The organism is Variovorax boronicumulans (assembly GCF_030812215.1).
In the GTDB taxonomy this organism is placed as follows: domain Bacteria; phylum Pseudomonadota; class Gammaproteobacteria; order Burkholderiales; family Burkholderiaceae_C; genus Variovorax; species Variovorax boronicumulans_C.
In genome coordinates, this window is sequence record NZ_JAUSSG010000013.1 from 129021 (window position 1) to 153037 (window position 24017).

Here is a 24017-nt window from a genome sequence, read left to right on the forward strand (position 1 = left end):
CATGTTCTACAGAGAAAACGGCCAGTTCAAGTCGAGCTACAGGGCCGACCAACAGATCCTCCCGATCGCGCAGGACCGCATCGCGATGCTGGTGCTGCTGCTCGTGGCATTCATCGTGATTCCGCTGGGCGTGTCCGACTACTGGATGCGCGCCATCCTCACGCCCTTCCTGATCCTGTCGCTCGCCGCACTCGGCCTCAACATCCTGGTCGGCTACTGCGGGCAGATCTCACTGGGCACCGGCGCCTTCATGGCGGTGGGCGCATACGCGGCCTACAACTTCCAGGTGCGCATCGACGGCATGCCGCTCATCGCCTCGCTGCTGCTGGGCGGGCTTTGCGCGACGGTGATCGGCGTGCTGTTCGGCATTCCGAGCCTGCGCATCAAGGGCCTGTACCTCGCGGTGGCGACGCTGGCCGCGCAGTTCTTCACCGACTGGGCGTTCCTGCGCATCCAGTGGTTCACCAACAACTCGTCGTCGGGTTCGGTGAGCGTGGCAGGTTTGAATGTGTTCGGCGTGCCGATCGAGTCGCCGGTGCAGAAGTACCTGTTCTGCCTCATCTTCGTGGTGGTGTTCGCCCTGCTCGCGAAGAACCTGGTGCGCAGCGCCATCGGCCGCGAGTGGATGGCGATGCGCGACATGGACGTGGCCGCCGCGGTGATCGGCATCCGACCGGTGTACGCCAAGCTCACGGCCTTTGCGGTGAGCAGCTTCATCGTCGGCGTGGCCGGCGCGCTGTGGGGCTTCATTCACCTGGGCGCGTGGGAGCCGGCGGCGTTCAGCATCGACCGCTCGTTCCAGCTGCTGTTCATGGTGATCATCGGCGGGCTCGGCTCGATCATGGGCAGCTTCTTCGGCGCCGCCTTCATCGTGCTCTTGCCGCTCTTCCTGAACCAGCTGCCCGCGTGGCTGGGTTTCTCGATTTCCACCGCGCTGGCCTCGCACCTGGAGACCATGATCTTCGGCGCGCTGATCGTGTTCTTCCTGATCGTCGAGCCGCACGGCCTCGCGCGGCTGTGGTCCACGGCCAAGGAGAAGCTGCGGCTCTGGCCCTTCCCGCATTGACAACGTATCTCGAGAGTTCCGTTCGTTCGTAAAAACCCGGCACCGAGGTGCCCACAAAAGGAGACAGGCATGAAACTGAAATCGCTCGCTCTGACCGCCGCCCTGGTGGCCAGCACCCTCGGCGCCATGCTCGCGCCATCGATCGCCACCGCGCAGGCCAAGGAGCAGTTCTTCCCGCTCCTGGTGTACCGCACCGGCCCCTATGCGCCCAACGGCACGCCGTGGGCCAACGGCAAGCAGGACTACATCAAGTACGTCAACGCCACCGGCGGCATCAACGGCGTGAAGATCGCCTATGAAGAGTGCGAGACCGGCTACGCCACCGACAAGGGCGTGGAGTGCTACGAACGCCTGAAGGGCCGCCCGGGCGTTGCGCTGTTCGATCCGCAGGCCACCGGCATCACCTTCGCGCTGACCGACAAGGTGCCCACCGACAAGATCCCGCTCATCACGCTGGGCTACGGCCTCTCGGCCTCGCAGGACGGCGGCGTGTTCAAGTGGAACTTCCCGCTGATGGGCAGCTACTGGACCGCGGCGGACATCCTGATCCAGCACATCGGCAAAAAAGAAGGCGGCATGGACAAGCTCAAGGGCAAGAAGATCGCCCTCGTCTATCACGACTCGCCATTTGGCAAGGAGCCGATTCCGCTCTTGCAGGAGCGTGCCAAGCAGAACGGCTTCGAGCTCTCGCTGATCCCGGTGACCGCGCCCGGCGTGGAACAGAAGTCGGCCTGGCTGCAGGTGCGCCAATCGCGCCCCGACTTCGTGCTGCTGTGGGGCTGGGGCGTGATGAACTCCACCGCCCTGAAGGAAGCCGTGGCCACGGGCTACCCGCGCGAGAAGATGTACGGCGTGTGGTGGGCCGGCGCCGAACCCGACGTGAAGGACGTGGGCGCCAATGCCAAGGGCTACAACGCGCTCGCGCTCAACACCTCGGGCACGCAGCCCAAGGTGATCCAGGACATCCTGAAGCAGGTGCACGACAAGGGCCAGGGCACGGGTCCGAAGGAAGAAGTGGGCTCGGTGCTCTACACGCGCGGCGTGATCATCCAGATGCTGACCATCGAGGCCGTCAAGCGCGCGCAGGAGCGCTTCGGCAAGGGCAAGGTCATGACCGGCGAGCAGGTGCGCTGGGGCATGGAGAACCTCGCGCTCGACCAGAAGAAGCTCGACGCGCTGGGCTTCTCGGGCGTGATGCGTCCGGTGAGCACCTCGTGCCAGGACCACATGGGCTCGACCTGGGCGCGCGTGCACACCTGGGACGGCGCCAAGTGGGGCGGCATGTCGGACTGGTATGAGGCCGACGAACAGATCATCAAGCCGATGGTCAAGGCCGCAGCCGACAAGTACGCCGGCGAGAAGAAGCTGACGCGCCGCGAAGCCGCCGACTGCCAATCTTGAGCTAACCCCCAGGCTACGCGCACTTCCTGTCGCTTCTCCCACCCCCTCTTGCAGGGGGCAACACCTGCGGCCCGGCAAAGCCGGTTCCGCGGTGTTCCCCGAAGGGTGGTGGGCCAAGCGGGCATCTGAAAGAACAGCGTCGTTGTTCTTTCGAATGCTTCGGACCACACCATGAGCGAACCCAACATCCTTCTCAACGTCAACGGCATCGAGGTCATCTACAACCACGTGATCCTCGTGCTCAAGGGCGTGTCGCTCACCGTGCCCGAGGGCGGCATCGTGGCGCTGCTCGGCGGCAACGGCGCGGGCAAGACGACCACGCTGCGCGCGGTGAGCAACCTGCTCGCGGGCGAGCGCGGCGCGGTGACCAAGGGCACCATCGAATTGCGCGGCGACCGCATCGAGGCGCTGTCGCCGGCCGAGCTGGTCAAGCGTGGCCTCATCCAGGTGATGGAAGGCCGGCACTGCTTCGCCCACCTCACGATCGAAGAGAACCTGATGACCGGCGCCTACACGCGCACCGACGGCAAGGCCGCGGTACAGCAGACGCTGGAGAAGGTGTACGCGTATTTCCCGCGCCTGAAGACACGCCGCACCTCGCAGGCCGCCTACACCTCGGGCGGCGAACAGCAGATGTGCGCCATCGGCCGCGCGCTGATGGCCAACCCGACGATGGTGCTGCTGGACGAACCCTCGATGGGCCTCGCACCGCAGATCGTCGAGGAGGTGTTCGAGATCGTGAAGGACCTCAACACCAAGGAACACGTGACCTTTCTCCTGGCCGAGCAGAACACCAACATGGCGCTGCGCTACGCCGACTACGGCTACATCCTGGAGAACGGCCGCATCGTGATGGACGGCGAGGCCAAAAGCCTGCGCGAGAACGAGGACGTGAAGGAGTTCTACCTCGGCGTCGGCGGCGCGGACCGCAAGAGCTTCCGGGACGTGAAAAGCTACAAGCGGCGAAAAAGGTGGCTGGCTTGAAACGCACTGGTGTTGCTGTTCAGGGCGCGATCACGCCGGCGGGGGACATTCGCGGAGGGGAGTACCCGGTGGCCTGTGCACACGCCCTGAACAACACCCGTCGGCAAGACACTGAACTGAATAGATGAAGGGTGCGGACATGACCGACCACTACGACAAGCTCGAAATCCGTGACCCCGCCGAACGCGAGCGCGACCTGCTCGCCGCATTGCCGAAACAGGTCGCGCAAGCACAGACAGCCACGTCCGCGTTCAAGAAGATCCTCGACGGCGTGAAGCCCGCGGACATCACGACACGCCAGGCGCTCGAGCAACTGCCGGTCACGCGCAAATCGGAATTGCTCGAACTGCAGAAGCAACGCCGCACCGACGATCCTTTCGGCGGCTTCGCATCGATCGTGCGCGGACCTCGCATGCCGCGCGTGTTCGCGAGCCCCGGCACCATCTACGAGCCCGAGGGCGAAGCACGCGACTACTGGCGCACCGCACGCGCGCTGCATGCGGCCGGCTTTCGCAGCGGCGACCTCATCCACAACAGCTTCAGTTATCACATGACGCCCGCCGGCTCCATCATGGAAACCGGCGCGCACGCCTTGGGCTGCACCGTGTTCGCGGGCGGCACCGGGCAGACCGAACAGCAGCTCGAAGCCATCGCCGACCTCAAGCCCGAAGGCTATGCGGGCACGCCGAGCTTCCTGAAGATATTGCTGGAGAAGGCCGAAGAGAAAGGCCAGAAGCTGCCCTTCACCAAAGCGCTCGTCTCCGGCGAAGCCTTTCCGCCGAGCCTGCACGACTGGATCGCCGCGCACGGCGTGAAGGGCACGCAGTGCTATGCCACCGCCGACCTCGGCCTCATCGCGTACGAGACCAGCGCGCGCGAAGGCCTGGTGATCGACGAGGGCGTGCTGGTCGAGATCGTGCGCCCCGGCACCGGCGACCCCGTGCCCGATGGCGAGGTGGGCGAGATCGTCGTCACCAGCTTCAACCCCGACTACCCGCTGGTGCGCTTCGGCACCGGCGACCTCTCGGCCGTGCTCGCGGGCACCTGCCCGACGGGCCGAACCAACAAGCGCATCAAGGGCTGGCTCGGCCGCGCCGACCAGACCACCAAGGTGCGCGGCATGTTCGTGCACCCCTCGCAGGTCGCGGAGATCGCGCGGCGCTTTCCGGAAGTCTTGCGCGCGCGCCTCGTGGTGTCGGGCGAGATGGGCGACGACCAGATGACCTTCAGGCTCGAATGCGCGGGCGCGCCGGCCGGGCTCGATGCGCGCATTGCCGATGCGGTGCGCGAAGTGACCAAGCTGCGCGGCACCATCGAGCTGGTGGCGCCGGGCACGCTGCCGAACGACGGCAAGGTGATCGAGGACGCGCGCAGCTACAAGTAGCGGCGATAGAACCGGCGCGTGACGGCGCGCGTGATCACCACCACCAGCGCCGCATAGACCAGCGCGAGCGCCACGGTGGCGCCGATGGCTCCGAGTGCGTTCGACATGCGCATGGAGCTCGTGTAGGCAAGGAAGAACCACGCGATCGCGATCACGAGGCTCGTCACCTGCACCAGCACGAAGGCCGACACGGACACGGCCACGGCCCTGAAAGGCCGCGCCGGCGATATGCCGGCGCGCGTACCGAGCCAGGCACCCCAGAAAGCGAGCGCAAAGGCCGCGAGCCACGGCAGCAGCAGTGTGAGCAGCAACCTGAGCGTGTTGTCATCCGACCGGAAAAGCCAGTTGGAGACCGCAAGGCTGCTCCACAGCTGCATCGACGCGAACAGCGCGGCGATCAGCCATACGACGGCGCGGCGCGGCGGTGCGCCGGAGACCTCGAAGGCCGCATCCTCCGGTGCGCGAACTGCCACGTCCTGGCCGCGGCTTCGGCTCAGCGCGAGGCGTGCTGCAAGCCAAATGCCGAGCACCAGCACCGCCAGCTGGACAACGGACTGCACCAGCATGGCAGCGCCCATGCCGAGATAAGGCGAGTAGCCGGAGAACTCTTCGAAGCGGCCGCCGAGCATGAACAGCGTCCTGATCTTGAAGAACAGCGGTGTCAGGCCGTAGTAGCTGAACGCGACCACGAGTGCCCACACCGTTCCGAAGCGCAGCCTCGCATCGTGCGCCAGCGCCACGTTCGCCGCGCCGAGCCTTTCGAGCGCATTGCGTGCGTGGCTCCAGGCGAGCACGGCCGACAGCGTCCAGGGTACCGCGAGGCCGGCCAGCATGGTGATCCAGACCTCCGGTTGCGCGTAGGCACTGCGGATCTGCTCGACGTCGGGTGTGAACCGCGTCAGCAGCACGACCGTGCTGATGACGAACATGGCCACATCGAGCCCCACTGCGATCAGCGCGAAATCGCGGGGCAAGCGCAGCGCGCGCTCGTCGGAAGGGTTCACCGTCATAGGAATACTTTCGCCTTGCGTCATGCATGCCGCGGTCGGCATGCGAAGACAACGAGGGTACCGGATGACGGTGCGACGGCGCGCGGGCCTTGCGTTTGTCTCTCTCGGGATCAGTGCGCGAGCGCGGCTTCGGCCTCTTCGGGTGCGGGCCCGATGTACACGGACTGCGGACGAATGAGCCGCCCCTTCTTCACCTGCTCGCGCGCATGCGCCACCCATCCGCTCACGCGGCCGGCCGCGAACACGCAGGTGAAGCTCTCGCGGCCGAAGCCCAGCGCTTCGAGCAGCAGCGCGGTATAGAACTCGACGTTGGTTTCCAGCGCGCGGCCAGGCTTCTTCTCGCGCAGGATCGCGAGTGCGGCCTGCTCCGCGGCTTCGGCCAGTTCGAAGCGCGCGGCGTTGACGCTGCCTTCCACGCTCAACCGGCGCAGTGCGCCCTTGAGCGCATCGGCACGCGGATCGCGCACGCGGTAGATGCGATGGCCGAAGCCCATCAGCCGCTGGCCGCTGGCCACCGCTTCCTCGAGCCAGTGGCGCGCGTTGGCGGCTGTGCCGATGGCATCGAGCGCATCGAGCACCGGGCCGGGCGCGCCGCCGTGCAGCGGGCCCTTGAGCGCGCTGATGCCGGCGAGCACCGCCGATGCCAGGCCCGCGCCCGTCGATGCCACCACGCGCGCCGCGAAGGTCGAGGCGTTGAGACCGTGGTCGCACACGGTGACGAGATAGGTGTCGAGCGCGGCGGCCTGCGCGGCCGTGGGCGTGCGGCCATGCAGCATGCGCAGCATGTCGGCGGCACAGGGCAGCGACTCGTCGGGCGCGAGGGCCTGCACGCCGAGGCGCCAGCGCATCACGGCCGCGGTGTAGACGGCGGGCGCCGCAACCAGACGCAATGCGGTGGCGAGGTCGTCGCCATCGGGCAGCCGCGCGAGCAGCGCGCGCACCGCTTCGATGGGCGGCATCTTGCGCAGCACCGCGTCGTCGTTGGGCTGCAGGCGCTCGAAGGCTTCGCGGCGCGCGCGGCCGAGCGCGCCGCGCAGGGCCGTTGCGTTCGGCACCGTGTCGAAGAAGCCCTCGAACAGCAGCGCCACCACGTCTTCATAGCGCCAGCGCTGCGCGATCTCGTCGAGCTGGTGGCCGCGGATCACCAGCCGGCCGGCGGCGCCGTCCACCTCGGACAGCACGGTGTGCGCAGCCACGACACCTTCGAGGCCGCCAAGTCCGTCATCGTCATTCATCGCTTCGTACTCCTGGTTTTTCACGATGACGTTGATTCTGGCGAGGCTAATATTGACGTCAATCTTGATCTATTCCATCAACATGACCAAGGCTCCCCTCTGGCTCCCCGCCGCCGAAGCGCTCGAACTGATGCAGGTGCGCCCGCAAACGCTCTACGCGAGCGTGAGCCGAGGGCGCGTGCGCGCCAAGCCCGATGCGGCAGACCCGCGCCGCAGCCTCTATCACCGCGACGACGTGCAGCGTGTCGCGGCGCGCACGCGCGGCCGCCGCAGCAGCGAGACGGTCGCGAGCGAGGCCATCCAGTGGGGCGAGCCGGTGCTTCCTTCCGCGGTGTCGACCGTGGCCGAGGGACGCCTCTGGTATCGCGGGCAAGACGCCTGCGACCTGGCCCAACGCGCCACGCTCGAAGACGTCGCGGGACTGTTGTGGGAAAGCGCAGCGCCGCGCTTCGCGGCTGCGAGTTCCGGGCCGGCGCCTGCCAACAAGGCCGCGACGCCGTTGCAGGCCGGCCTGCTCGCACTCGCCGCGCGCGCTGCCACCGACCCGCCTTCGCGCGGCCGTTCGCGCAGCGCGCTGCAGGCCGAGGCGGCCGATGTGATCGGCACGCTCGCCGATGCGCTGCTCGGTCCGTCGGCCTCCCAAGGCCAAGGAGCGCACCTGCACATGCGGCTTGCCGCCGCATGGCGCCGACCGCGCGCAGCCGACGTGCTGCGCCGCGCCCTGGTGCTGATGGCCGACCACGAACTCAACGCATCGACCTTCGCCGCGCGTGTGACGGCCTCCACGGGCGCATCGCTCGCGGCCTGCCTGCTCACGGGCCTGTCTACGTTGACAGGTCCTTTGCACGGCGGTGCGGCGGCTGCAGTCCAGGCCCTGATGCGCAGCGTCTCCACCCTCGGCAGCGAAGCCGCCGTGCGCGAATGGCTGGCGCACGACCGGCCGCTCGCGGCCTTCGGGCATCCGCTCTATCCGGCGGGCGATGCGCGCTGCACCGCGCTGCTCGATGTCATGGAACTTCCGCCGGCTTTCGCCGAGCTGCGCGCCACCGGGGAAAAGCTGCTGGGCGAGGCGGTAAACATCGACTTTGCGCTGGCGGCCATGGCGACGGTGCACAAGCTGCCAGCCGATGCACCGCTGATGCTGTTCGCGCTGGCGCGCACGGTCGGCTGGACGGCGCATGTGCTCGAGCAGCAGGCCACAGGACAGCTGATCCGGCCGCGCGCCCGCTACACGGGGCCCGGCATCGCGCGCTGAGCGCAAGCCCTAGTGCAGGCCCTAGTGCAGGGCAGCCTCGTACGCCAGCTCGAACACCTTCGTCATCTCGCGATTGAAGGCCGGCAGGTCGTCGGGCTTGCGGCTCGTGACGAGGTCGCGGTCGACCACCACCTCGGCGTCGCTCCACTTCGCGCCCGCATTGCGCAGGTCCGTGCGCAGCGACGGCCACGACGTCATCTTTCTGCCCTTCACGCCGCCGGCATCGATCAGCGTCCAGGGGCCGTGGCAGATCGCGGCGATGGGCTTGCCCGCATCGACGAAGGCGCGCACGAAAGCCACGGCCTGCTCGTCGATGCGCAAGGTGTCCGGATTGACCACGCCGCCCGGCAGCAGCAGCGCATCGAAGTCTTCGGCCTTTGCGCGCTCGAGCGGCACGTCGACTTCGAAGGTGTCGGCCGCCTCGTGGTGATTCCAGCCGCGCACGCTGCCGTCCACGGGGGAGACGATCTGCGTGTGTGCGCCGGCACGGTCGAGCGCCTGGCGCGGTTCGGTCATTTCGACCTGCTCGAAGCCGTCCGCAACGAGGATGGCGACCTTCATTCCGTCGAGGGACGAGGTGGTGATGGTGGGCATAGGGATGTGCTCCTTGTGAGTGAATGGGCGGGTGGGTTTCAGTTTTCACCCTAGGGCGCCCGCACGGCCCACGCATCGGCGTGCGTCGGGTCCGCCTGTCGGACAGTTCGACGGGCGGCAAACTTCTCTTACGACGTTTTACCGCGCGCTCGTACTTGCGTCTCTGGCGTGCCGCTTCGATCCAGGCGATGAAGCCGGCAGCACATGGATACGCGCGGCGCCCCGGGAGCCGGACGCCCGCAGCCCCAAAGAGGGGCACGGCCACGCCGACCGCGAAGGGGCGGATTTCGTCACGGACCTAAGGGCTATTCGGTATAGGTCAGGCGGTGGTCAGCCTATAAGATCGCGGCCGATTTTCAAACTCAACCGCCCGGAGACTTCATGAAGAAATTGCTTGCCCTTACCGCGATCGCCGCCGCCGCCGTCGGCGCTCACGCCCAGGATTTCCCCGCAGGCAAGACCGTCACGCTGGTGGTGCCTTTCGCAGCCGGCGGTCCGACCGACCGCGTTGCGCGCGACCTGGCCGAAGCCATGCAGAAGACGCTCGGCACCACCATCGTGGTGGACAACACCGCCGGTGCCGGCAGCTCCATCGGCACCGCCAAGGTGGCGCGCGCCAACCCCGACGGCTACACGCTGCTGCTGAACCACATCGGCATGTCCACGATGCCGGCGCTCTACCGCAAGCTGCCGTTCAACGTGGAGACCGACTTCGAATACCTGGGCATGGTCAACGAAGTGCCGATGACGCTGATCGGCAAGCCCGGCCTGCCGGCCAACAACTACAAGGAACTGACGACCTGGATCGAAGCCAACAAGGGCAAGATCAACCTGGGCAACGCCGGCCTGGGCGCTGCGTCGCACCTGTGCGGCCTCTTGTTCCAGAGCGCGCTGAAGGTCGAGATGACGCCGGTTCCCTACAAGGGCACGGCCCCCGCCATCGCCGACCTGCTGGGCGGCCAGATCGACCTGCTGTGCGACCAGACCACCAACACCACCTCGCAGATCGAGGCCAAGAAGGTCAAGGCCTATGCCGTGACCACCGCCAAGCGCCTGACCACGCCGGCCCTGAAGGACCTGCCGACGCTGCAGGAAGCGGGCGTGAAGGGCTTCGAAGTGTCGATCTGGCACGGCATGTACGCCCCCAAGGGCACGCCGGCACCGGTGCTCAAGAAGCTGAACGAAGCCATCACGGCCGCCATGAAGGACCCGGGCTTCATCAAGCGCGAAGAAGCGCTGGGCGCGGTGATCACCACCGACAAGCGCACCGAGCCGGCCGAGCACAAGAAGTTCGTCTCGGCTGAAATCGCCAAGTGGGGTCCGATCATCAAGGCGGCTGGCGTGTACGCCGACTGATCTTTTCGATCTCTCCAAACAAGAAGCCGCCGGCCCTCGGGACCGGCGGCTTTTTTCATGGCGACGGCGGAAAGGCACCGCGCGGCCGGCCTGCATTCTTTCGCTATGCTCGCCGGAGTTTCCCCCACCCCCTCTTTCCCATGCGTCTTCGCGGCACTTCGCTGGTGCTGGCCCTGCTGGCCTTGTTCGCGCACGAAGCCATCGCCGGCCCGCAGGCCAGCCCGCCGCGCACGCTGCTCTGGGTGTGGGACCGCCCCCAGCTTTTCTCCGCGCCGCCCGAAGGCACCGGCATTGCCTACCTGCACGCCACGGTGCGCCTGAGCGGCACGCAGAGCCGCACGACGTGGCGCCAGTGGCCGCTGCGCATCGCGCCCGGTATCACGGTGATTCCGGTGGTGCACGTCACGCTCGACAACCTCGCGCCGTCGCCGGTCGACGACGCGCAGCAGCAAGCCATAGCCCGCGCGCTCGAACATGCCGCCGCGCACAGCCGCTCGGGCTGGGTGCAGCTGGACTTCGAGGCGCGCCGCAGCCAGCGCGAGGCGTATGTCGCGCTGCTCGGGCGGCTGCAGCCGCTGCGCGCGAACGTGCGGCTCTCGGCCACGGCGCTGGCCTCGTGGTGCATGGACGACCCCTGGCTGCCGGCGGGCCTCCTCGACGAGGTGGTGCCGATGTATTTCCGCATGGGCGCGGATTCCGCGCGCATCCGCCAGCGGCTGCAGGCCACGGGCGCGGCCACCGTGCCGGCCTGCCGCGACGCGGCCGGGCTGCTGCTGGGCGAAAGCTGGCCCGCGCTGGGCGGCAACGTGAAGCGGCGCTACGTCTTCCACACGGGCGCATGGAAGAACGAAGACTTCGAAAAGATCGACACCAGGGACACACATCCATGACTTCTCCCATGCGCACCCTGCGCGCCGGCCTTCGTCTGCTTGCACTGGCCGCATCGCTCGGCGCAGCGGCGGCGCACGCGAGCGGCGGCGGCGACCCCGTGGACCTGTTCTTCGACAACACGCGGCCCGATCAGCCGGTGCGCGAATTCGTCGAGCGGCCCGCGGGCTACTACACCGACTACCTCGTGCCCTACCAGGTGCTCTGGTATTGGCGCCTCCGCGGCCAGGCGTTCTCGCCCGATGCGGTGCGGGCCTTCTCCGACCTGCTGGAGAAGCTGCCGCGCGAGGACAGCGGCATGGAAGACACCGACACGGCCTGGACCGACTGGCAGCAGGCCCGCGCCGACGCCTACGCCAAACTGGGCCAGCCGCTGCCCGAGGGATCGAAGGCCACCACGCCGCCTTCGGGGCGCACACCGCAGTGGAACGCCAACACCCTGCAGGCGAGCCCCCATTGCCTTTACGGCGACGCCTTCCGCAATGCCACGAAGACGCTGGCCGAACGCCTCGCGCGCACGAACAGCGACAAGACGGCCGGCGCGTTCGTGCTGCACTGGTTGCAGGCGCAGGAGGTGGTGTTCTACGCCTGCGACAAGGAACCCGCCGCGCTCCCGGAGCTGCCGCCCCGCGCCCCCGCCTGGCTCCAGGCCGACCACGCCTACCAGCAGGCCGCGTGGCGCTTCTACACCGGCGACCTGGACGGCGCCGACACCGCGTTCACCGAGATCGCGGCCGACAAGGCGAGCCCGTGGCGCGACCTCGCGGCCTACATGCGGCTGCGCGTGCTGGCGCGCCAGAACCCGGGCAACGATGTGGCGCCCCCGGACCGCGAGAGTCCCGACAAGGAGAGCCCCGAGGCGCTCGAGCAGCAGGCCGAGCTCACGAAGGCGGTCGACGCCATCGCGCTGCCGCTGCTGAAGAACCCGCGCCTGAAGGCACTGCACCCCTCGGTGCATCGGCTGGCCGAGGCGCTGCGCATCCGCTACCTCACGCCCGCCACGCGCGTGCAGCGCCTGGCCGATGGCCTGAAGACCATCGGCACGCCCGACGCGGCCGCCGCAAGACTCCTGCTGCTGAACCACGAATTCCGCGCCTGCGGGTTCTTCTTCGACTGCACGTACATCGGCCCGACGCAGCCCTCCGACCTCGTTCAATGGCTCAGCACGGTGCGCGGCTTCAAAGGCCGCGGCAGCGACCGCGACCCGAGTGAAAAATGGCGCGAGACCCGGAGCTGGAGCCGCTACCAGCGCACCCACGAGCTCACCTGGCTCATGGCCGCCGCGAGCCTGGTGCCGGTCGCCGGCACGGCCGACGACAAGCGCGAAGCCGAGCTGAAGGCCGCGCTGGCGGCAGTGCCCGAAGACCATCCCGCGCGCTTCGCCGCCACCCAGTTGCGCGCGCAGCGCCTGTTCGCACAGGGCCGCTTCAAGGAGGCGCGCGAGCTCGTCGCTGGCGCGCTCGATTCGCCGCTGATCGCCCGCAGCCCCTCGGGCCAGACCTTCGTGAAGGCGTTGCTGCTGCCCACGGCCTCGTCGGAAGAAGAATGGCGCCGCCTCGCGATCCGGCCCGTGATCGCGCGCCGCGATCACGAGGCGCAGGAGGCCAAGCCCAATGCAGTCCCTCTGGCCAGCGCCTTCGACGACGACGTGGTGCGCTTCCTGAATACGCGCGCACCGCTCGCGATGTGGCTGCGATTGGCAGTCGACCCGGCCCTCTCGCCCGCGCTGCGCGACACGCTGCTGGAGACCGCGTGGACCCGCGCCGTGCTGGTGGAGGACTACGCCACGGCGCACCGCGCGGCCGAACTGCGCATCGCCTCGACGCAGACCGCGACACAGAACGCACCGGCCAAGGGCGCCGACGCCATCGCCGGCATCCGCCGTTCGCTCACGCTGGCCACGACCGACACCGCCGCCTGGCACCGCCTGCTGCTCGAGCGCATGGCCAGCGCCACCGAGACGCTGCAGCCGCCGCACTGGCCCGACGCCGGCTGGTACGTCCGGCCCACGCCGCTCGCGCCCTGGGTCGTGTCGAACTACGACTCCAACGCGGCCGTCGGCAGCTACGGCAAGTGGTGCACCTCGCTAGGCGTACCGACCTCGGGGCCCAAGGCCGCGAGCCCGGCCGACTTCGAGATGCCCGCATTCGTGCCGCAGGAGGAACGCACCCGGCAGGCGGCGCTGGTCGCGAAGCTGCGCACCATTCCGCAGGACTCGATCTACTTCACGCAGGAAAGCCTGGCGCTGATGCAGCGCGACCGCGCCGATCCGTTGGTGCCGCAGGCGCTTTCGGTGGCGGTGAAGATGGCGCGCTACACCTGCCAGGACAAGGCGGTGGGCGACTGGTCGCGCAAGGGCCTGCAGGCCCTGCACGCGAATTACCCGAAGTCGACTTGGGCCGCCAGCACTCCGTACTGGTTCGGCGGCCGCTAGCCGAAAAGCGCGCTGCGACTTACTTCGGCCGGACTGCGTCCGCCGTCCCCTGAATGAACGCCTTGATGCTCTCGATGTCCTCGCCCGAGAGCTTGCCCGTGAAGTCGGGCATGCCGCGCGACATGGCCGGGCCTTTCAGGATGAACTTGTCCAGGTTCTCGATGTAGGCCGCATCCATGTAGCCGAGGTTCGGGATGTTGCCGCCGCGGTCCACGCCCGGCACGCCGTGGCAGAACACGCAGTTGCTCACGTAGAGCAGCGTGCCGGCCTGCACCTTGGCGGGGTCGTACTTCACGCCCTGCACCAGCTTGCTCATGCGGTATTGCACGAAGTCCGGCATCTTGGCGGTGCCGCCGACCGCGAAGGTGTAGACCGTGCCCGGCCCCTGCCTTTCGGTGGCGCGCTGCGCGAGGCCGTACACGCCGCCCCAGCCCACGGCCACCGACACGTACTGCTTGCCATCGACCATGTAGGTCGAAGGCGCCGCGACCACGCCGGTGCCGGTGGGCGTTTCCCACAGCTTCTCGCCGGTCTTCGCGTTGTAGGCCAACAAGCGCCCGTCGGCCGTGCCCTGGAACACGAGGTTGCCCGCGGTGGTGAGCGTGCCGCCGTTCCAGGGCGAGGCGTAGTCGACGCCCCACGCCTCCTTCTGCGCGACCGGGTCCCAGGCGACGAGGCGTCCGAAAGGCTTGCTCTTGGGCGGCTCGGCGTTGGCGAACATGCCGGTGTTCCAGCCCAGTGCCGCATGCGGACGGCCCGGGGCGTTCTGGTCGAACTTCCAGTCCTTGTCATCCATCAGGTTGAGCGGCACATGCTGCGCAGGCAGGTAGGCCAGCCCCGTCTGCGGGTTGAACGACATCGGGTGCCAGTTGTGCGCGCCGAAGGGGCCGGGGATGCTGTCGCCGGGCTTCTCGTTCTGCCGCGCGGCGGCGATCTCGATGGGGCGGCCGTTCTTGTCGTAGCCGGTGGCCCAGTTCACTTCGACGAAATTCTTCGCCGAGATGAACTTGCCGTTGGTGCGGTCGATGACGAAGAAGAAGCCGTTCTTCGGCGCATGCAGCAGCACCTTGCGCGCCTTGCCGCCGAGCTTGACGTTCGCCAGGATCATCGACTGCGTGGAGGTGTAGTCCCAGTTGTCGCCGGGCGTCTCCTGGTAGTGCCACACGTACTTGCCGGTGTCGGGGTCGAGCGCCACCACCGAGCCGAGGTAGAGGTTGTCGCCGCCCTTGGGGCTGCGTGCCTTGTGCGCCCACGGCGAGCCGTTGCCGGTGCCCACGTACATCAGGTTGAGCTCGGGGTCGAAGGCGAAGCTGTCCCATGCGGTGCCGCCGCCGCCGGCTTCCCAGTACTTGCCGCTCGGGTCCCAGGTCTTGGCGGCGCGCGCCATCGATTCGTCTTCGAAGGGCTTGGACGGATCGCCCGGCACCACGAACCAGCGCCACTTCTGGTCGCCGGTCTTCGCGTCGTAGGCGGTCACGTAGCCGCGCACGCCGTACTCGGCGCCGCCGTTGCCGATGATGACCTTGCCCTTGAAGACGCGCGGCGCGCCGGTGATGGTATAGCTGCCCTTCTGGCCTTCGATCGTGTTCTTCTCCCACACCTTCTGGCCGGTGGCCGCGTCGAGCGCGATGAGCCGGCCGTCGTAGGCGGCCACGTAGACGCGGCCTTCGTGCAGCGCCACGCCGCGGTTCACCACGTCGCAGCAGCCCCTGAAGCCTTTGGACTTATCGACCTGCGGATCGAAGGTCCACAACCGCTGGCCGGTGCGCGTGTCGATCGCGTGCACCACGCTCCACGAGGCGGTGACGTACATGATGCCGTCCACCACCAGCGGTGTGGCTTCCACGCCGCGTGTCGATTCGAGGTTGTACGACCAGACCAGCCCGAGCTGCTTCACGTTGCCCGCGTTCACCTGGTCGAGCTTGCTGAAGCGCGACTCGGCGTAGTCCAGGCCCACGCTGGGCCAGTCGGGGGTTTTCTGCGCCGCGTTGGCGCGCACGAAGTTGCCGTCGACCTTCTTTGCCGCGGCGGCGGCGCGGTCCTGCGGACTCTGGGCCGAGGCCATCGATGCGCCCAGGCACAACAATGCGCCGGCCAGCAGATGCAGCCCGGTGGTGGTTTTCTTCATCGTGGGTCTCCTTGTGCCGCAAGGATCGTTCGCGCGGCGCCGGCGTTCATCCTCGGGATTTCCCCAATCGAGCCTTGTTCCATTGCGGAACACATTCGCTGTGGTTCCCGAATCCAGGGAGGCATCGAGCACCATGGCTCACGACATGTTCGACAGGCTGGGCACCGCGGATGCGCCGCGCCAGCTCTTCGCCAACACGCCCGCGGAGCGCGTGGCGCTCGCGCGGCGGCAGTTTTTCGAGGAAGGGGTGCGGCCCTCGGGCCTCATCGGCGAAGCGGTGCTCCAGTCATGGATGCGCTGCACACGCAGCCACGCCGATCGCCAGCGCATCGTGCCCTTCGATGCCGTCACGCCGAGCCGCCTGCACGCCACGCTCGCGCGCAACCGCGAGCTGCTCGATGTGGCGCGCCAGGAGCTCGGGCAGATGGAGCACGCGCTCGCCGGCACCGACTGCCGCGTGATCCTCACCGACCGCGAAGGCGTGGTGGTGCACGTCACGCACCAACCCGCCGCCGCACACCAGCCGGTGCTGCGCAAGACCGCGCGCGTGGGCGTGAACATCTCCGAGCGCATCGTGGGCACCACCGCGCCAGGCATCGTCGCCACCACGGGGCAGGCCTGCACGGTCGATGGCGCGGAGCACTACTTCGACGTACTGCGCGAGATGCAGTGCGCGGCAGCGCCGATCCGCGACGTGACAGGCCGCCTCGCCGGCGTGCTCGACCTCACGGTGGAGGCGCGGCGCTTCGGCTTCGATGCGGCGTCGATGGTGTCGCTGTACGCGACGACGATCGAGAACCGGTTGCTTCAGGCGCAGTCGCGCGACCACCTCATCCTTCGCTTCCAGGCGAGTCCGACGCTGCTCGGCACGCCACTGGAGGCGCTCGCCGGCATCGCGCCGGACGGCACCATCGCGTGGCTCAACAACGCGGGCGCGCGCTTGCTCGGGCGCTTGCCCGAAGCGGCGGACGAGCGCGATGTCGAATGCCTGCTGGGCCACGACCTCGCGAGCCTGCTGCGGCTGGGGCGCCGCGAATCGGCGCAGCCGCTGCGGCTTGCGAGCGGCCTGGGCGTGTGGGTGCAGGCGCATCTGAAGGGCGCGGACGGGGTGGACTTCAAGCACGCGGTGGCGATGCCCGGCCTGCATGCATCGACCCCCGTCGAGCACACGGTCAACGCAACCACTGCCGGCGAAGACTGCACAGCCGCAACCGACGACGAACAGGCGCCGCATGCCGAGACCTTGCGCGAACACAGCCGCAAGCTGATCGAGGAAACGCTCGCGGCGCATGGCGGCAATGTGTCGCAGGCGGCGCGTCAATTGCACGTATCGCGCGGCACGCTCTATCGACGCATGCGCGGCTGGCGCGAGAGCGAGGGGCTGGCTGCGGACTGAGCGCAACCTTCAGCGCTTGGGCAAGGCATAGGCAATCACGTGATCGCCAGTGCGCGTTCCCAGCGACCCATGCCCGCCAGCCGCCACCACCACGTACTGCCGCCCATCGCTGCCGCGGTAAGTCATCGGCGTGGCCTGCCCGCCTGCGGGCAGCCGGCTGCGCCACAGCTCCTTCCCATTGCCGACGTCGTACCCCCGCACGTACTGGTCGAGCGTGCCCGAAAGAAACGCCACGCCACCCGCCGTCATCACCGGCCCGCCGAGATTCGGAACCCCCATCGCAAAGGGCAGAGGCAACGGCGAGCTGTCCCGTACCGTGCCGTTCTTGTGCATCCAGACGACCTTGCCGGTGCGCAGATCCGCCCCCGCCACATGCCCCCACGGCGGCGCCTGGCATGGCAGGCCGAACACCGAGGTGAACGGGTTGAGCTTGATCGCGAACGGCGCGCCGAAGTTCTCGTTGAGCGCCGGCAGGCTGCCGGTCGGCTGGCCCTTGCCCTGCACATAGTGCGTGGTGTCGTCCGCGCGCGGCACCAGCCGCGACACGAAGGCCAGAGACGCCGGCGTGGTGAAGGCGATCTGCCGCTGCGGATCGACCGCGATGCTTCCCCAATTGAAGACGCCGAAGTTGCCCGGGTAGATCAGCGAACCCCGCGTCGACGGCGGCGTGAAGCGGCCTTCGTAGCGCAGCCGGTGGAATGCGATGCGGCAGGCCAATTGGTCGAAGATCGTGCCGCCCCACATGTCGGACGGCTTCAATGCGGGCGGGTCGAAGGAAAGGCCCGACACCGGCTGCGTCGGCGCGGTGCGGTCGCCCGTGGCCGCGCCCTGCGGCGCGGGCCGTTCGTTCACCGGCACGATGGGTTTGCCGTTGCGCCGGTCGAGCACGAAGAGCTCGCCCTGCTTGGTCGGCTGCACCAGCGCCGGAATGGTCTCGCTGCCCACGCGCAGGTCGATGAGGCTCGGCTGCGCGGGCACGTCGTAGTCCCAGAGGTCGTGGTGCACCGTCTGGAAGCTCCAGCGCACGCGGCCGCTCGCGAGATCGAGCGCCACCACCGATGACGAATACCGCTCCGCGCCCTCGGTGCGCTTGCCGCCCCACTGGTCCGGCGGCTGGTTGCCCGTGGGCACGTAGACCAGCCCCAGCGCCTCGTCCACGCTGGAGATCGACCAGCTGTTGGGCGAGTTGACGGTGTAGGTGCGGTCGGCCGCGATGGGCGCGGTCTCATCGGGGTTGCCCGAATCCCAGTTCCACACAAGTGCGCCGGTGTTCACGTCGAAGGCGCGGATCACGCCCGAGGTCTCCTTGGTCGACACGTTGTCGAGCACGGTGCCGCCCACCACGATGAGCGAGCGCGTCACGACGACGGGCGAGGTCGAGTAGTAGGAGCCCGCCTTGACGTTGGGCATGTTCTTCCAGAGATCGATCTGGCCGCTGCCGCCGCCGAAGGCCATGCACGGCTTGCCGCTTTCGGGGCTGAGTGCGATCACGCGGCCGTCGGCGGTGGGCATGAAGAGCTTGGCGTCGCACTCGCCTGCCGGTGCTGAAGGCGAAAGCGAAGGCGACGGTGCGGCTGCCTGCGCCGTGCTGCCGGCGTAATAGGAGAGGCCGCGGCAGGTCAGGTGCTGCAGCGCGAGGGATTTCTGGATGTCGGGCGTGTAGCGCCAGATCTGCTCGCCCGTGGTGGCGTTGAGCGCGATCACCGCCTGATGCGGCGTGCAGAGAAAGAGCCGCTCGCCGATCTTGAGCGGCGTGACTTCGAAGGTCGTCTCTTCCGGATCGCCGGGCTGGCCGCGCACGTCGCCGGTGCGGAAGTGCCAGGCCTCTTCGAGCTGCCCGACGTTGGCCGGCGTGATCTGGTCGAGCGCGGAATAGCGCTGGCCGAAGCCGGTGCCGCCGTAGGCGGTCCAGTCGTCCTTTGGAGGTGGTGGGCTGGAAAGTGCAGTGGCGGTTGCATTGCTCGATGCATCGGGCAACGGCGCGATGCCTTCGATGCGCCCCGGCTCGCGCGTCCACGAGAACACCGCCGCCAGCAGGAACGCCGCGAGCACCACGCCGAGCACGGCACGCGTGCGGCCGATGCCCGTTGCATCGCGCCGCGCGAGCGCACGCGCCACCCACGGCGACAGCAGGAACAGGCCGACCACGAAGAACACGTCGCCCCGCGCGGCCAGAGGCCACCAGTCGAAGCCCACTTCCCACAATGCCCACACCAGCGTGAGCAGCACCACCGCCGCATAGAACAGCAACCCGATACCGCCGCCACGCCTGAGCAGCAAGGCCGATGCGATGAGCCCGAGCCCCGCCACGAGGTAGTACCACGAGCCGCCGAGCGTGATGAGCCATGCGCCCGCGACCACGAGCGCAAGACCCGCAAGGCCGATGAGCACGGCGACAACGACAAGCAATGCAGAGGGCGACGAGGCCTCGGCAGGTTGGGTGAACTGGGCGGAGGAACGCGTCATGGCTGGGACTCCTGGAGGCGGAATCCTGGAACGTTAGGGCATCGATCGCGCGACGCGCGTAGGCCGAAGGCTCAGGCGGCGGCTAGAACGCGCTCGGCGCGCGCACGACGCGTTCTCGCATCGGGTTGCAGCGGCCTTAAGTATTCGTGCAACGCCAGCGCCGCAGCGCCGACCGCGGGCGCGAGCTCCTCATAGCGCGCGATGCGCAGCCCGGGTGCGGGCATGCCCGCGCCATCGGCATGGCGCTTCACGGCCTCGAACGCGGCCTGCACGAAGCCGCGGTGCGCCGCACACGACTTGCCGCCGAGCACGATCGCGCGCGGATTGAAGGTCACCCACAGGTTCTGCAGCAGCACGCCGAAGAAGGCCGCGGCGCGCTGCGTGTCCACGCCCTCGCGCTCCAGCGTTCGCGAGCCGAAAAATGCTTCGGCACAGCCGCGCCGGCCGCACGAGCAGAGTGGCCCGTCGAGTTCGAGGATCGTGTGGCCGATCTCGCCGGCCATGCCCTGAGCGCCGGTGAAGAGGCGGTCGTTCAGCACCACGCCCGCACCCACGCCCACGTCGCAGCTCACGAAGATGAGCGGGTCTTCGCCCTCGCCCGCGGCGAATTCGTATTCGCCGAGCACGGCCGCGTCGGCATCGTTCTGCAGTTGCACCGTGACGCCTGGCAGGCCTGCGGCGGCAAGCGATTTTTCGAGCGCGGGCAAGAGGCTCACGTTGCGCCAGCCGAGGTTGGGCGCGAAGCGGACGACGCCGGTGCAATCGTCCACCGCACCCGGCACGCACACGCCGATGCTCGACAGGCGCAGGCCCAGCGCATCGAGCTGTTTGTGCGCGGCCGAAGCCATGCGCGCGACCTGCGCGCACACGCCGGCGGGCGAGCCGTCGGTGAGCGCGTGGGTGTTGGAGTACAGCACCTCGCCCTGCAGCGAGACGCACACGAGTCGCACCGTCTCCACCGCGATTTCCACGCCCATCAATGCGCGCACGCCGACGTTGATCTGCAGCGGCGTCGAAGGTCGGCCGAGCCCGTCGTTCACCGCCGCATCGGACTCCTGGAGCCAGCCTTCGTCGAGCAGCTCGCGCACCAGCAGGCTCACGGTGGATTTCGTGAGGCCGCTCTCGGTGGCCAGGCGCGCGCGCGACAGCCCCGGCTGCGCACGCAGCAACCGCAGCAACACGCTGCGGTTCATGCGCTTGAGCAGTTGCTGGTCGCCGATGGTCTTCATGTCGCCGGACGGTTCAGGCCGTCACTGCTGCGGTTGCCGCATGGTGCGCCTGCTCTTTGCCTTCGGGGCGCTTGCCCGCGATGATCATTCCGAGCACTTCGTCTTCAGTGACGTCTTCGGTGCGGTAGGTGCCCACGAGCTTGCCGTTCTTCATCACCGCGAGGCGGTCGCTCAACGAGAACACATCGGGCATATCGTGCGTGATGAGGAAGATGCCCACGCCATCGGCCTTGAGCTGCTTCACCAGGCCGCCGACCATCGCGGTTTCTTCGGGGCCGAGCGCGGCGCAGGGCTCGTCCATGATGAGGATGCGCGCGTTGAAATACAGCGCGCGCGAAATCGCCACCACCTGCCGCTGGCCGCCCGAGAGCCGGCGAACCGGCACGCGGATGTTGGTGAAGTTCTTGTTGAGGCGGTGGAACACCTTGCGCGCCTGCACTTCCATGAAGTGGTCGTCCAGCGTGTTCCAGCGGGTCATCTTCTCGCGGCCGAGAAAGAGGTTGGAAACGGAGTCGAGGTTGTCGGCGAGCGCGAGCGTCTGGTAGATGGTCTCGATGCCCTGGCCCTGCGCCTCGGCGGGGGTGCGGATGTTGACCTTCTCGCCCGCGATGAGCGTGTCGCCCGAGTCGATGGGATAGGCGCCCGCAAGCATCTTCATGAGCGTGGACTTGCCCGCGCCGTTGTGGCCGAGCAGCGCGACCACTTCGCCGGGGTAGAGATTCACGCTCACGCCGTCCACGGCCTTGACGCCGCCGAAGGACTTGCGGATTTCCTTCAGCTCGACAAGCGGTTTGGAGGTGTCGATGGTCATCTCAGTTTTCTCCAAACTTGCGGCGGTACAGCACGTCGAACACCACCGCCACGATCAGCACCTGGCCGATGATGACCATGCGCTTGCCGATGGGCACATCGAGCAGCAGCATGCCGCTGTCCAGCGACTGCATGATGAGCGCGCCCAGCACCGAGCCGAAGATCGAGCCGCTGCCGCCCGCGAGCGCCGTGCCGCCGATGACGGCCGCCGCGATCACGTAGAGCTCCATGCCGGTGCCCAGCGAATTGGTGCCCGCGTTGAGCCGCGCAATCGACACGATGGCCGCGATGGTGACCAGCACCGCCAGCAGCGCGAACAGCATCAGCGTCACGCGCTTGACCGGAATGCCCACGAGCGCCGCCGCATCGGGGTTGCCGCCCATCGCGAACACATAGCGCCCGAAGCGCGTGCGGTGCACGATGAACGACAGCACGATGGCCACCACCGCCCAGATCAGCACCGGGATCGGAATGCCCTGCGGCTCCGACTTGGAGGAGATCTGGTAGTTGTTCATGACCGCCGCGAAGCCGAAGACCACCGCCACCGGCACGGCCGTGATGAGCACGTCGAGCCACAGCGCCTCGGTGGGCATGTCGTAGCGCTGGCGCGCACGGCGCTTCTGCACCATGCGCCCGAAGAGCACGAGCGCCACCAGCGCCGCGATCACCCAGCTTGCCGTGGTGCCGATGCCGCCGTCGTAGCCGCCGCCCAGGCGCTGGAAGAATTCATCGTTCACCGGCTGCGTCTTGCCGTCGGCCACGAGGAAGGCCGCGCCGCGGAACGACATCAGGCCGCCGAGCGTGACCACGAACGAAGGCACGCCGAGCACCGCCGTGAGCCAGCCCTGGTAGATGGAGACGAGCAGCGCCACCGCGAGCCCCGCAAGGCAGGCCGTGGGCCACGACCAGCCCGAGGTGTATTGAAGGTACGCGATGAGCACCCCCACGAACCCCATCACCGAGCCGACCGACAGGTCGATGTGGCGCGCCACGATGATCAGCACCATCACGGTGGAGACGATGCCCACCACGGCGGTCTGCTGCGCGACGTTGTAGAGATTCTCGGGCGAGAGAAACACGCCGCCCGACATGACGCTGAAGGCCACCGCCATGGCGACCAGCAGCACGCACATCAGGATCAGGCGCAGGTCGACGCCCGTGCGGCGCCACCATCCCGGAGTTTCATTGCTCATTTTTTGGATACCCCCTCAAGGCGGATGCGCGAGAGCGTCCCGGCCGGGCCTCGAAAGCCCGGCCTGACGCCTGCATCGCGCGGATTGACGACTGGCTGGCGGTGTGGGCCTGCTTACTTGCAGGCCGCGGGCGCGCTGGCTGCCGGGACGCCCTTGCAGAGCTCGTCCTTCTTGATCCAGCCGGCCTTGACCACGACGTCGAGGTTGTCGCGCGTGACCGGCACCGGCGTGAGCAGGCGGGACGACAGCGCGACCTTCTTCGGTCCCGAGTTCCACTGCGCGGCCTTCTCGACCGGCTTGCCCTGCGAGAGCGAGATGGCCGCGGTGGCGGCTTCGCGGCCGAGCTCGCGCGAGTCCTTGAAGATGGTGGCGGTCTGCGTGCCCAGCGCGATGCGGTTGAGCGCCGCGAAGTCCGCGTCCTGGCCCGACACCGGCACGCCGCGCAGGCCCTTGGCCGTGAGCGCGGCGACCGCGCCGCCGGCGGTGCCGTCGTTGGCGGCCACCACCGCATCGACCTTGTTGGCGTTCTTGGTGAGGATCTGCTCCATGTTCTTCTGCGCGACCTCGGGCTTCCAGCCTTCGGTGTATTCGTCGCCGACGATCTTGATGTCGCCCTTCTTGATGGAGGCCTCGAGCACTTCCTGCTGGCCCGCGCGCAGGAAGTCGGCGTTGGGGTCGCTCGGCGAGCCCTTGATGATCACGTAGTTGCCCTTGGGCTTGACCTTGAGCACCTCGCGCGCCTCCATGCGACCGACCTCGACGTTGTCGAAGGTGATGTAGAAGACGCCGGGCGCTTCGATCAGGCGGTCGTAGGCGACCACGGGCACCTTCTGGCGCGTGGCCTTGGTGATGGCCGGCAGGATCGCGTCCTTGTCCATCGCCAGCACGATGAGCGCCTTGGCGCCCTTGGACATCAGGCCCTCGATGTCGCCCAGCTGCTTCTCGGGCGAGCCACCCGCGTCAGCGCTGATGTACTTGGCGCCGAGCTTTTCGAGCTGCGCCTTGATGGCGGCCTCGTCGGTCTTCCAGCGCTCTTCCTGGAAGTTGGACCAGCTCACGCCAACCACGGTCTGGGCCAGCGCGCTCACGGCGGTGAGGCCGAAGGCCATGGCGGCCAAAGTTTGTTTGAGTTGCATCGGTGTCTCTCCTGCCGTGTAAGAAATTAGTTAGTTTGAAAGGCGAACTAAC

The 24017-nt window shown here is 68.1% G+C and carries 18 protein-coding genes; 9 read left to right on the forward strand and 9 right to left on the reverse strand.

Going from position 1 to position 24017, the window contains the following annotated elements:
* Position 1 precedes the first annotated feature (1 nt).
* From J2W23_RS28430 to J2W23_RS28445, 4 genes are all read left to right on the forward strand, one after another.
* Positions 2-1066, forward strand: coding sequence for a branched-chain amino acid ABC transporter permease (locus tag J2W23_RS28430; RefSeq protein WP_307651141.1), 1065 nt, complete (start codon positions 2-4; stop codon positions 1064-1066).
* A 69-nt stretch (positions 1067-1135) separates the two neighbouring features.
* Positions 1136-2467, forward strand: coding sequence for an ABC transporter substrate-binding protein (locus J2W23_RS28435; RefSeq protein WP_307651142.1), 1332 nt, complete (start codon positions 1136-1138; stop codon positions 2465-2467).
* A 171-nt stretch (positions 2468-2638) separates the two neighbouring features.
* Positions 2639-3451, forward strand: a complete 813-nt coding sequence (locus J2W23_RS28440) for an ABC transporter ATP-binding protein (RefSeq protein ID WP_176661764.1) — start codon at positions 2639-2641, stop codon at positions 3449-3451.
* Positions 3452-3590: 139 nt separating this feature from the next.
* Positions 3591-4835, forward strand: a complete 1245-nt coding sequence (locus tag J2W23_RS28445) for a phenylacetate--CoA ligase family protein (protein ID WP_307651143.1) — start codon at positions 3591-3593, stop codon at positions 4833-4835.
* Here J2W23_RS28445 and J2W23_RS28450 read toward each other — a convergent pair.
* Together J2W23_RS28450 and J2W23_RS28455 are read right to left on the reverse strand one after the other, a co-directional pair.
* The gene (locus J2W23_RS28450; protein ID WP_307651144.1) at positions 4826-5845 is read right to left on the reverse strand and encodes a hypothetical protein; all 1020 of its coding nucleotides are present in this window, start codon (positions 5843-5845) and stop codon (positions 4826-4828) included. The genes J2W23_RS28445 and J2W23_RS28450 overlap by 10 nt on opposite strands.
* A gap of 110 nt (positions 5846-5955) precedes the next feature.
* Positions 5956-7080: a citrate synthase/methylcitrate synthase gene (locus tag J2W23_RS28455; protein WP_176661761.1), complete on the reverse strand. Its 1125-nt coding sequence runs from the start codon at positions 7078-7080 to the stop codon at positions 5956-5958.
* 82 nt (positions 7081-7162) lie between these two features.
* On the opposite strand from J2W23_RS28455, the gene J2W23_RS28460 reads away from it, so the two are divergent.
* Complete coding sequence (locus J2W23_RS28460; protein ID WP_307651145.1) at positions 7163-8335, forward strand: citrate synthase; 1173 nt, start codon at positions 7163-7165, stop codon at positions 8333-8335.
* Between the two features lie 21 nt (positions 8336-8356).
* On the opposite strand, the gene J2W23_RS28465 is transcribed toward J2W23_RS28460, so the two are convergent.
* A complete protein-coding gene (locus tag J2W23_RS28465) occupies positions 8357-8929 on the reverse strand; it encodes a type 1 glutamine amidotransferase domain-containing protein (RefSeq protein ID WP_307651146.1) in 573 nt (190 codons plus the stop codon).
* Between the two features lie 381 nt (positions 8930-9310).
* Here J2W23_RS28465 and J2W23_RS28470 point away from each other — a divergent pair, with 381 nt between their 5' ends.
* From J2W23_RS28470 to J2W23_RS28480, 3 genes are all read left to right on the forward strand, one after another.
* Positions 9311-10285: a tripartite tricarboxylate transporter substrate-binding protein gene (locus J2W23_RS28470; protein WP_176661758.1), complete on the forward strand. Its 975-nt coding sequence runs from the start codon at positions 9311-9313 to the stop codon at positions 10283-10285.
* 140 nt (positions 10286-10425) lie between these two features.
* Positions 10426-11175 (forward strand): hypothetical protein, encoded by a 750-nt coding sequence (locus J2W23_RS28475; RefSeq protein WP_307651147.1) that lies wholly within the window; start codon positions 10426-10428, stop codon positions 11173-11175.
* Positions 11172-13607, forward strand: a complete 2436-nt coding sequence (locus tag J2W23_RS28480) for a hypothetical protein (RefSeq protein ID WP_307651148.1) — start codon at positions 11172-11174, stop codon at positions 13605-13607. The genes J2W23_RS28475 and J2W23_RS28480 overlap by 4 nt, the downstream gene beginning before the upstream one ends.
* 19 nt (positions 13608-13626) lie before the next feature.
* Here the strand turns inward: J2W23_RS28480 and J2W23_RS28485 are convergent, their stop codons facing one another.
* A complete protein-coding gene (locus J2W23_RS28485) occupies positions 13627-15735 on the reverse strand; it encodes a PQQ-dependent dehydrogenase, methanol/ethanol family (protein WP_307651149.1) in 2109 nt (702 codons plus the stop codon).
* 133 nt (positions 15736-15868) lie between these two features.
* Between J2W23_RS28485 and J2W23_RS28490 the strand changes: the two genes are divergently transcribed.
* Complete coding sequence (locus J2W23_RS28490) at positions 15869-17131, forward strand: helix-turn-helix domain-containing protein (protein ID WP_307651150.1); 1263 nt, start codon at positions 15869-15871, stop codon at positions 17129-17131.
* Positions 17132-17140: 9 nt separating this feature from the next.
* On the opposite strand, the gene J2W23_RS28495 is transcribed toward J2W23_RS28490, so the two are convergent.
* From J2W23_RS28495 to xylF, 5 genes are all read right to left on the reverse strand, one after another.
* Complete coding sequence (locus J2W23_RS28495) at positions 17141-19597, reverse strand: glucose/quinate/shikimate family membrane-bound PQQ-dependent dehydrogenase (protein WP_307651151.1); 2457 nt, start codon at positions 19595-19597, stop codon at positions 17141-17143.
* A gap of 71 nt (positions 19598-19668) precedes the next feature.
* Positions 19669-20826, reverse strand: coding sequence for an ROK family transcriptional regulator (locus J2W23_RS28500; protein WP_176661752.1), 1158 nt, complete (start codon positions 20824-20826; stop codon positions 19669-19671).
* Between the two features lie 13 nt (positions 20827-20839).
* A complete protein-coding gene (locus J2W23_RS28505; protein ID WP_176661751.1) occupies positions 20840-21637 on the reverse strand; it encodes an ATP-binding cassette domain-containing protein in 798 nt (265 codons plus the stop codon).
* A gap of 1 nt (position 21638) precedes the next feature.
* The gene (locus J2W23_RS28510) at positions 21639-22829 is read right to left on the reverse strand and encodes a sugar ABC transporter permease (RefSeq protein WP_176661750.1); all 1191 of its coding nucleotides are present in this window, start codon (positions 22827-22829) and stop codon (positions 21639-21641) included.
* A gap of 113 nt (positions 22830-22942) precedes the next feature.
* The gene (gene xylF, locus J2W23_RS28515) at positions 22943-23965 is read right to left on the reverse strand and encodes a D-xylose ABC transporter substrate-binding protein (RefSeq protein ID WP_042577497.1); all 1023 of its coding nucleotides are present in this window, start codon (positions 23963-23965) and stop codon (positions 22943-22945) included.
* Positions 23966-24017 lie beyond the last annotated feature (52 nt).

Excerpts from the sequence above, each read along its gene's own strand:
- J2W23_RS28450 (WP_307651144.1), bottom strand. The coding sequence starts at position 5,845 with ATGACGGTGAACCCTTCCGACGAGCGCGCGCTGCGCTTGCCCCGCGAT.
- J2W23_RS28455 (WP_176661761.1), bottom strand. The coding sequence starts at position 7,080 with ATGAATGACGATGACGGACTTGGCGGCCTCGAAGGTGTCGTGGCTGCG.
- J2W23_RS28435 (WP_307651142.1), top strand. The coding sequence starts at position 1,136 with ATGAAACTGAAATCGCTCGCTCTGACCGCCGCCCTGGTGGCCAGCACC.
- J2W23_RS28460 (WP_307651145.1), top strand. The coding sequence starts at position 7,163 with ATGACCAAGGCTCCCCTCTGGCTCCCCGCCGCCGAAGCGCTCGAACTG.
- J2W23_RS28480 (WP_307651148.1), top strand. The coding sequence starts at position 11,172 with ATGACTTCTCCCATGCGCACCCTGCGCGCCGGCCTTCGTCTGCTTGCA.
- J2W23_RS28430 (WP_307651141.1), top strand. The coding sequence starts at position 2 with ATGTTCTACAGAGAAAACGGCCAGTTCAAGTCGAGCTACAGGGCCGAC.
- J2W23_RS28505 (WP_176661751.1), bottom strand. The coding sequence starts at position 21,637 with ATGACCATCGACACCTCCAAACCGCTTGTCGAGCTGAAGGAAATCCGC.
- J2W23_RS28470 (WP_176661758.1), top strand. The coding sequence starts at position 9,311 with ATGAAGAAATTGCTTGCCCTTACCGCGATCGCCGCCGCCGCCGTCGGC.
- xylF (WP_042577497.1), bottom strand. The coding sequence starts at position 23,965 with ATGCAACTCAAACAAACTTTGGCCGCCATGGCCTTCGGCCTCACCGCC.
- J2W23_RS28500 (WP_176661752.1), bottom strand. The coding sequence starts at position 20,826 with ATGAAGACCATCGGCGACCAGCAACTGCTCAAGCGCATGAACCGCAGC.
- J2W23_RS28465 (WP_307651146.1), bottom strand. The coding sequence starts at position 8,929 with ATGCCCACCATCACCACCTCGTCCCTCGACGGAATGAAGGTCGCCATC.
- J2W23_RS28445 (WP_307651143.1), top strand. The coding sequence starts at position 3,591 with ATGACCGACCACTACGACAAGCTCGAAATCCGTGACCCCGCCGAACGC.
- J2W23_RS28485 (WP_307651149.1), bottom strand. The coding sequence starts at position 15,735 with ATGAAGAAAACCACCACCGGGCTGCATCTGCTGGCCGGCGCATTGTTG.
- J2W23_RS28440 (WP_176661764.1), top strand. The coding sequence starts at position 2,639 with ATGAGCGAACCCAACATCCTTCTCAACGTCAACGGCATCGAGGTCATC.
- J2W23_RS28475 (WP_307651147.1), top strand. The coding sequence starts at position 10,426 with ATGCGTCTTCGCGGCACTTCGCTGGTGCTGGCCCTGCTGGCCTTGTTC.
- J2W23_RS28495 (WP_307651151.1), bottom strand. The coding sequence starts at position 19,597 with ATGACGCGTTCCTCCGCCCAGTTCACCCAACCTGCCGAGGCCTCGTCG.
- J2W23_RS28510 (WP_176661750.1), bottom strand. The coding sequence starts at position 22,829 with ATGAGCAATGAAACTCCGGGATGGTGGCGCCGCACGGGCGTCGACCTG.
- J2W23_RS28490 (WP_307651150.1), top strand. The coding sequence starts at position 15,869 with ATGGCTCACGACATGTTCGACAGGCTGGGCACCGCGGATGCGCCGCGC.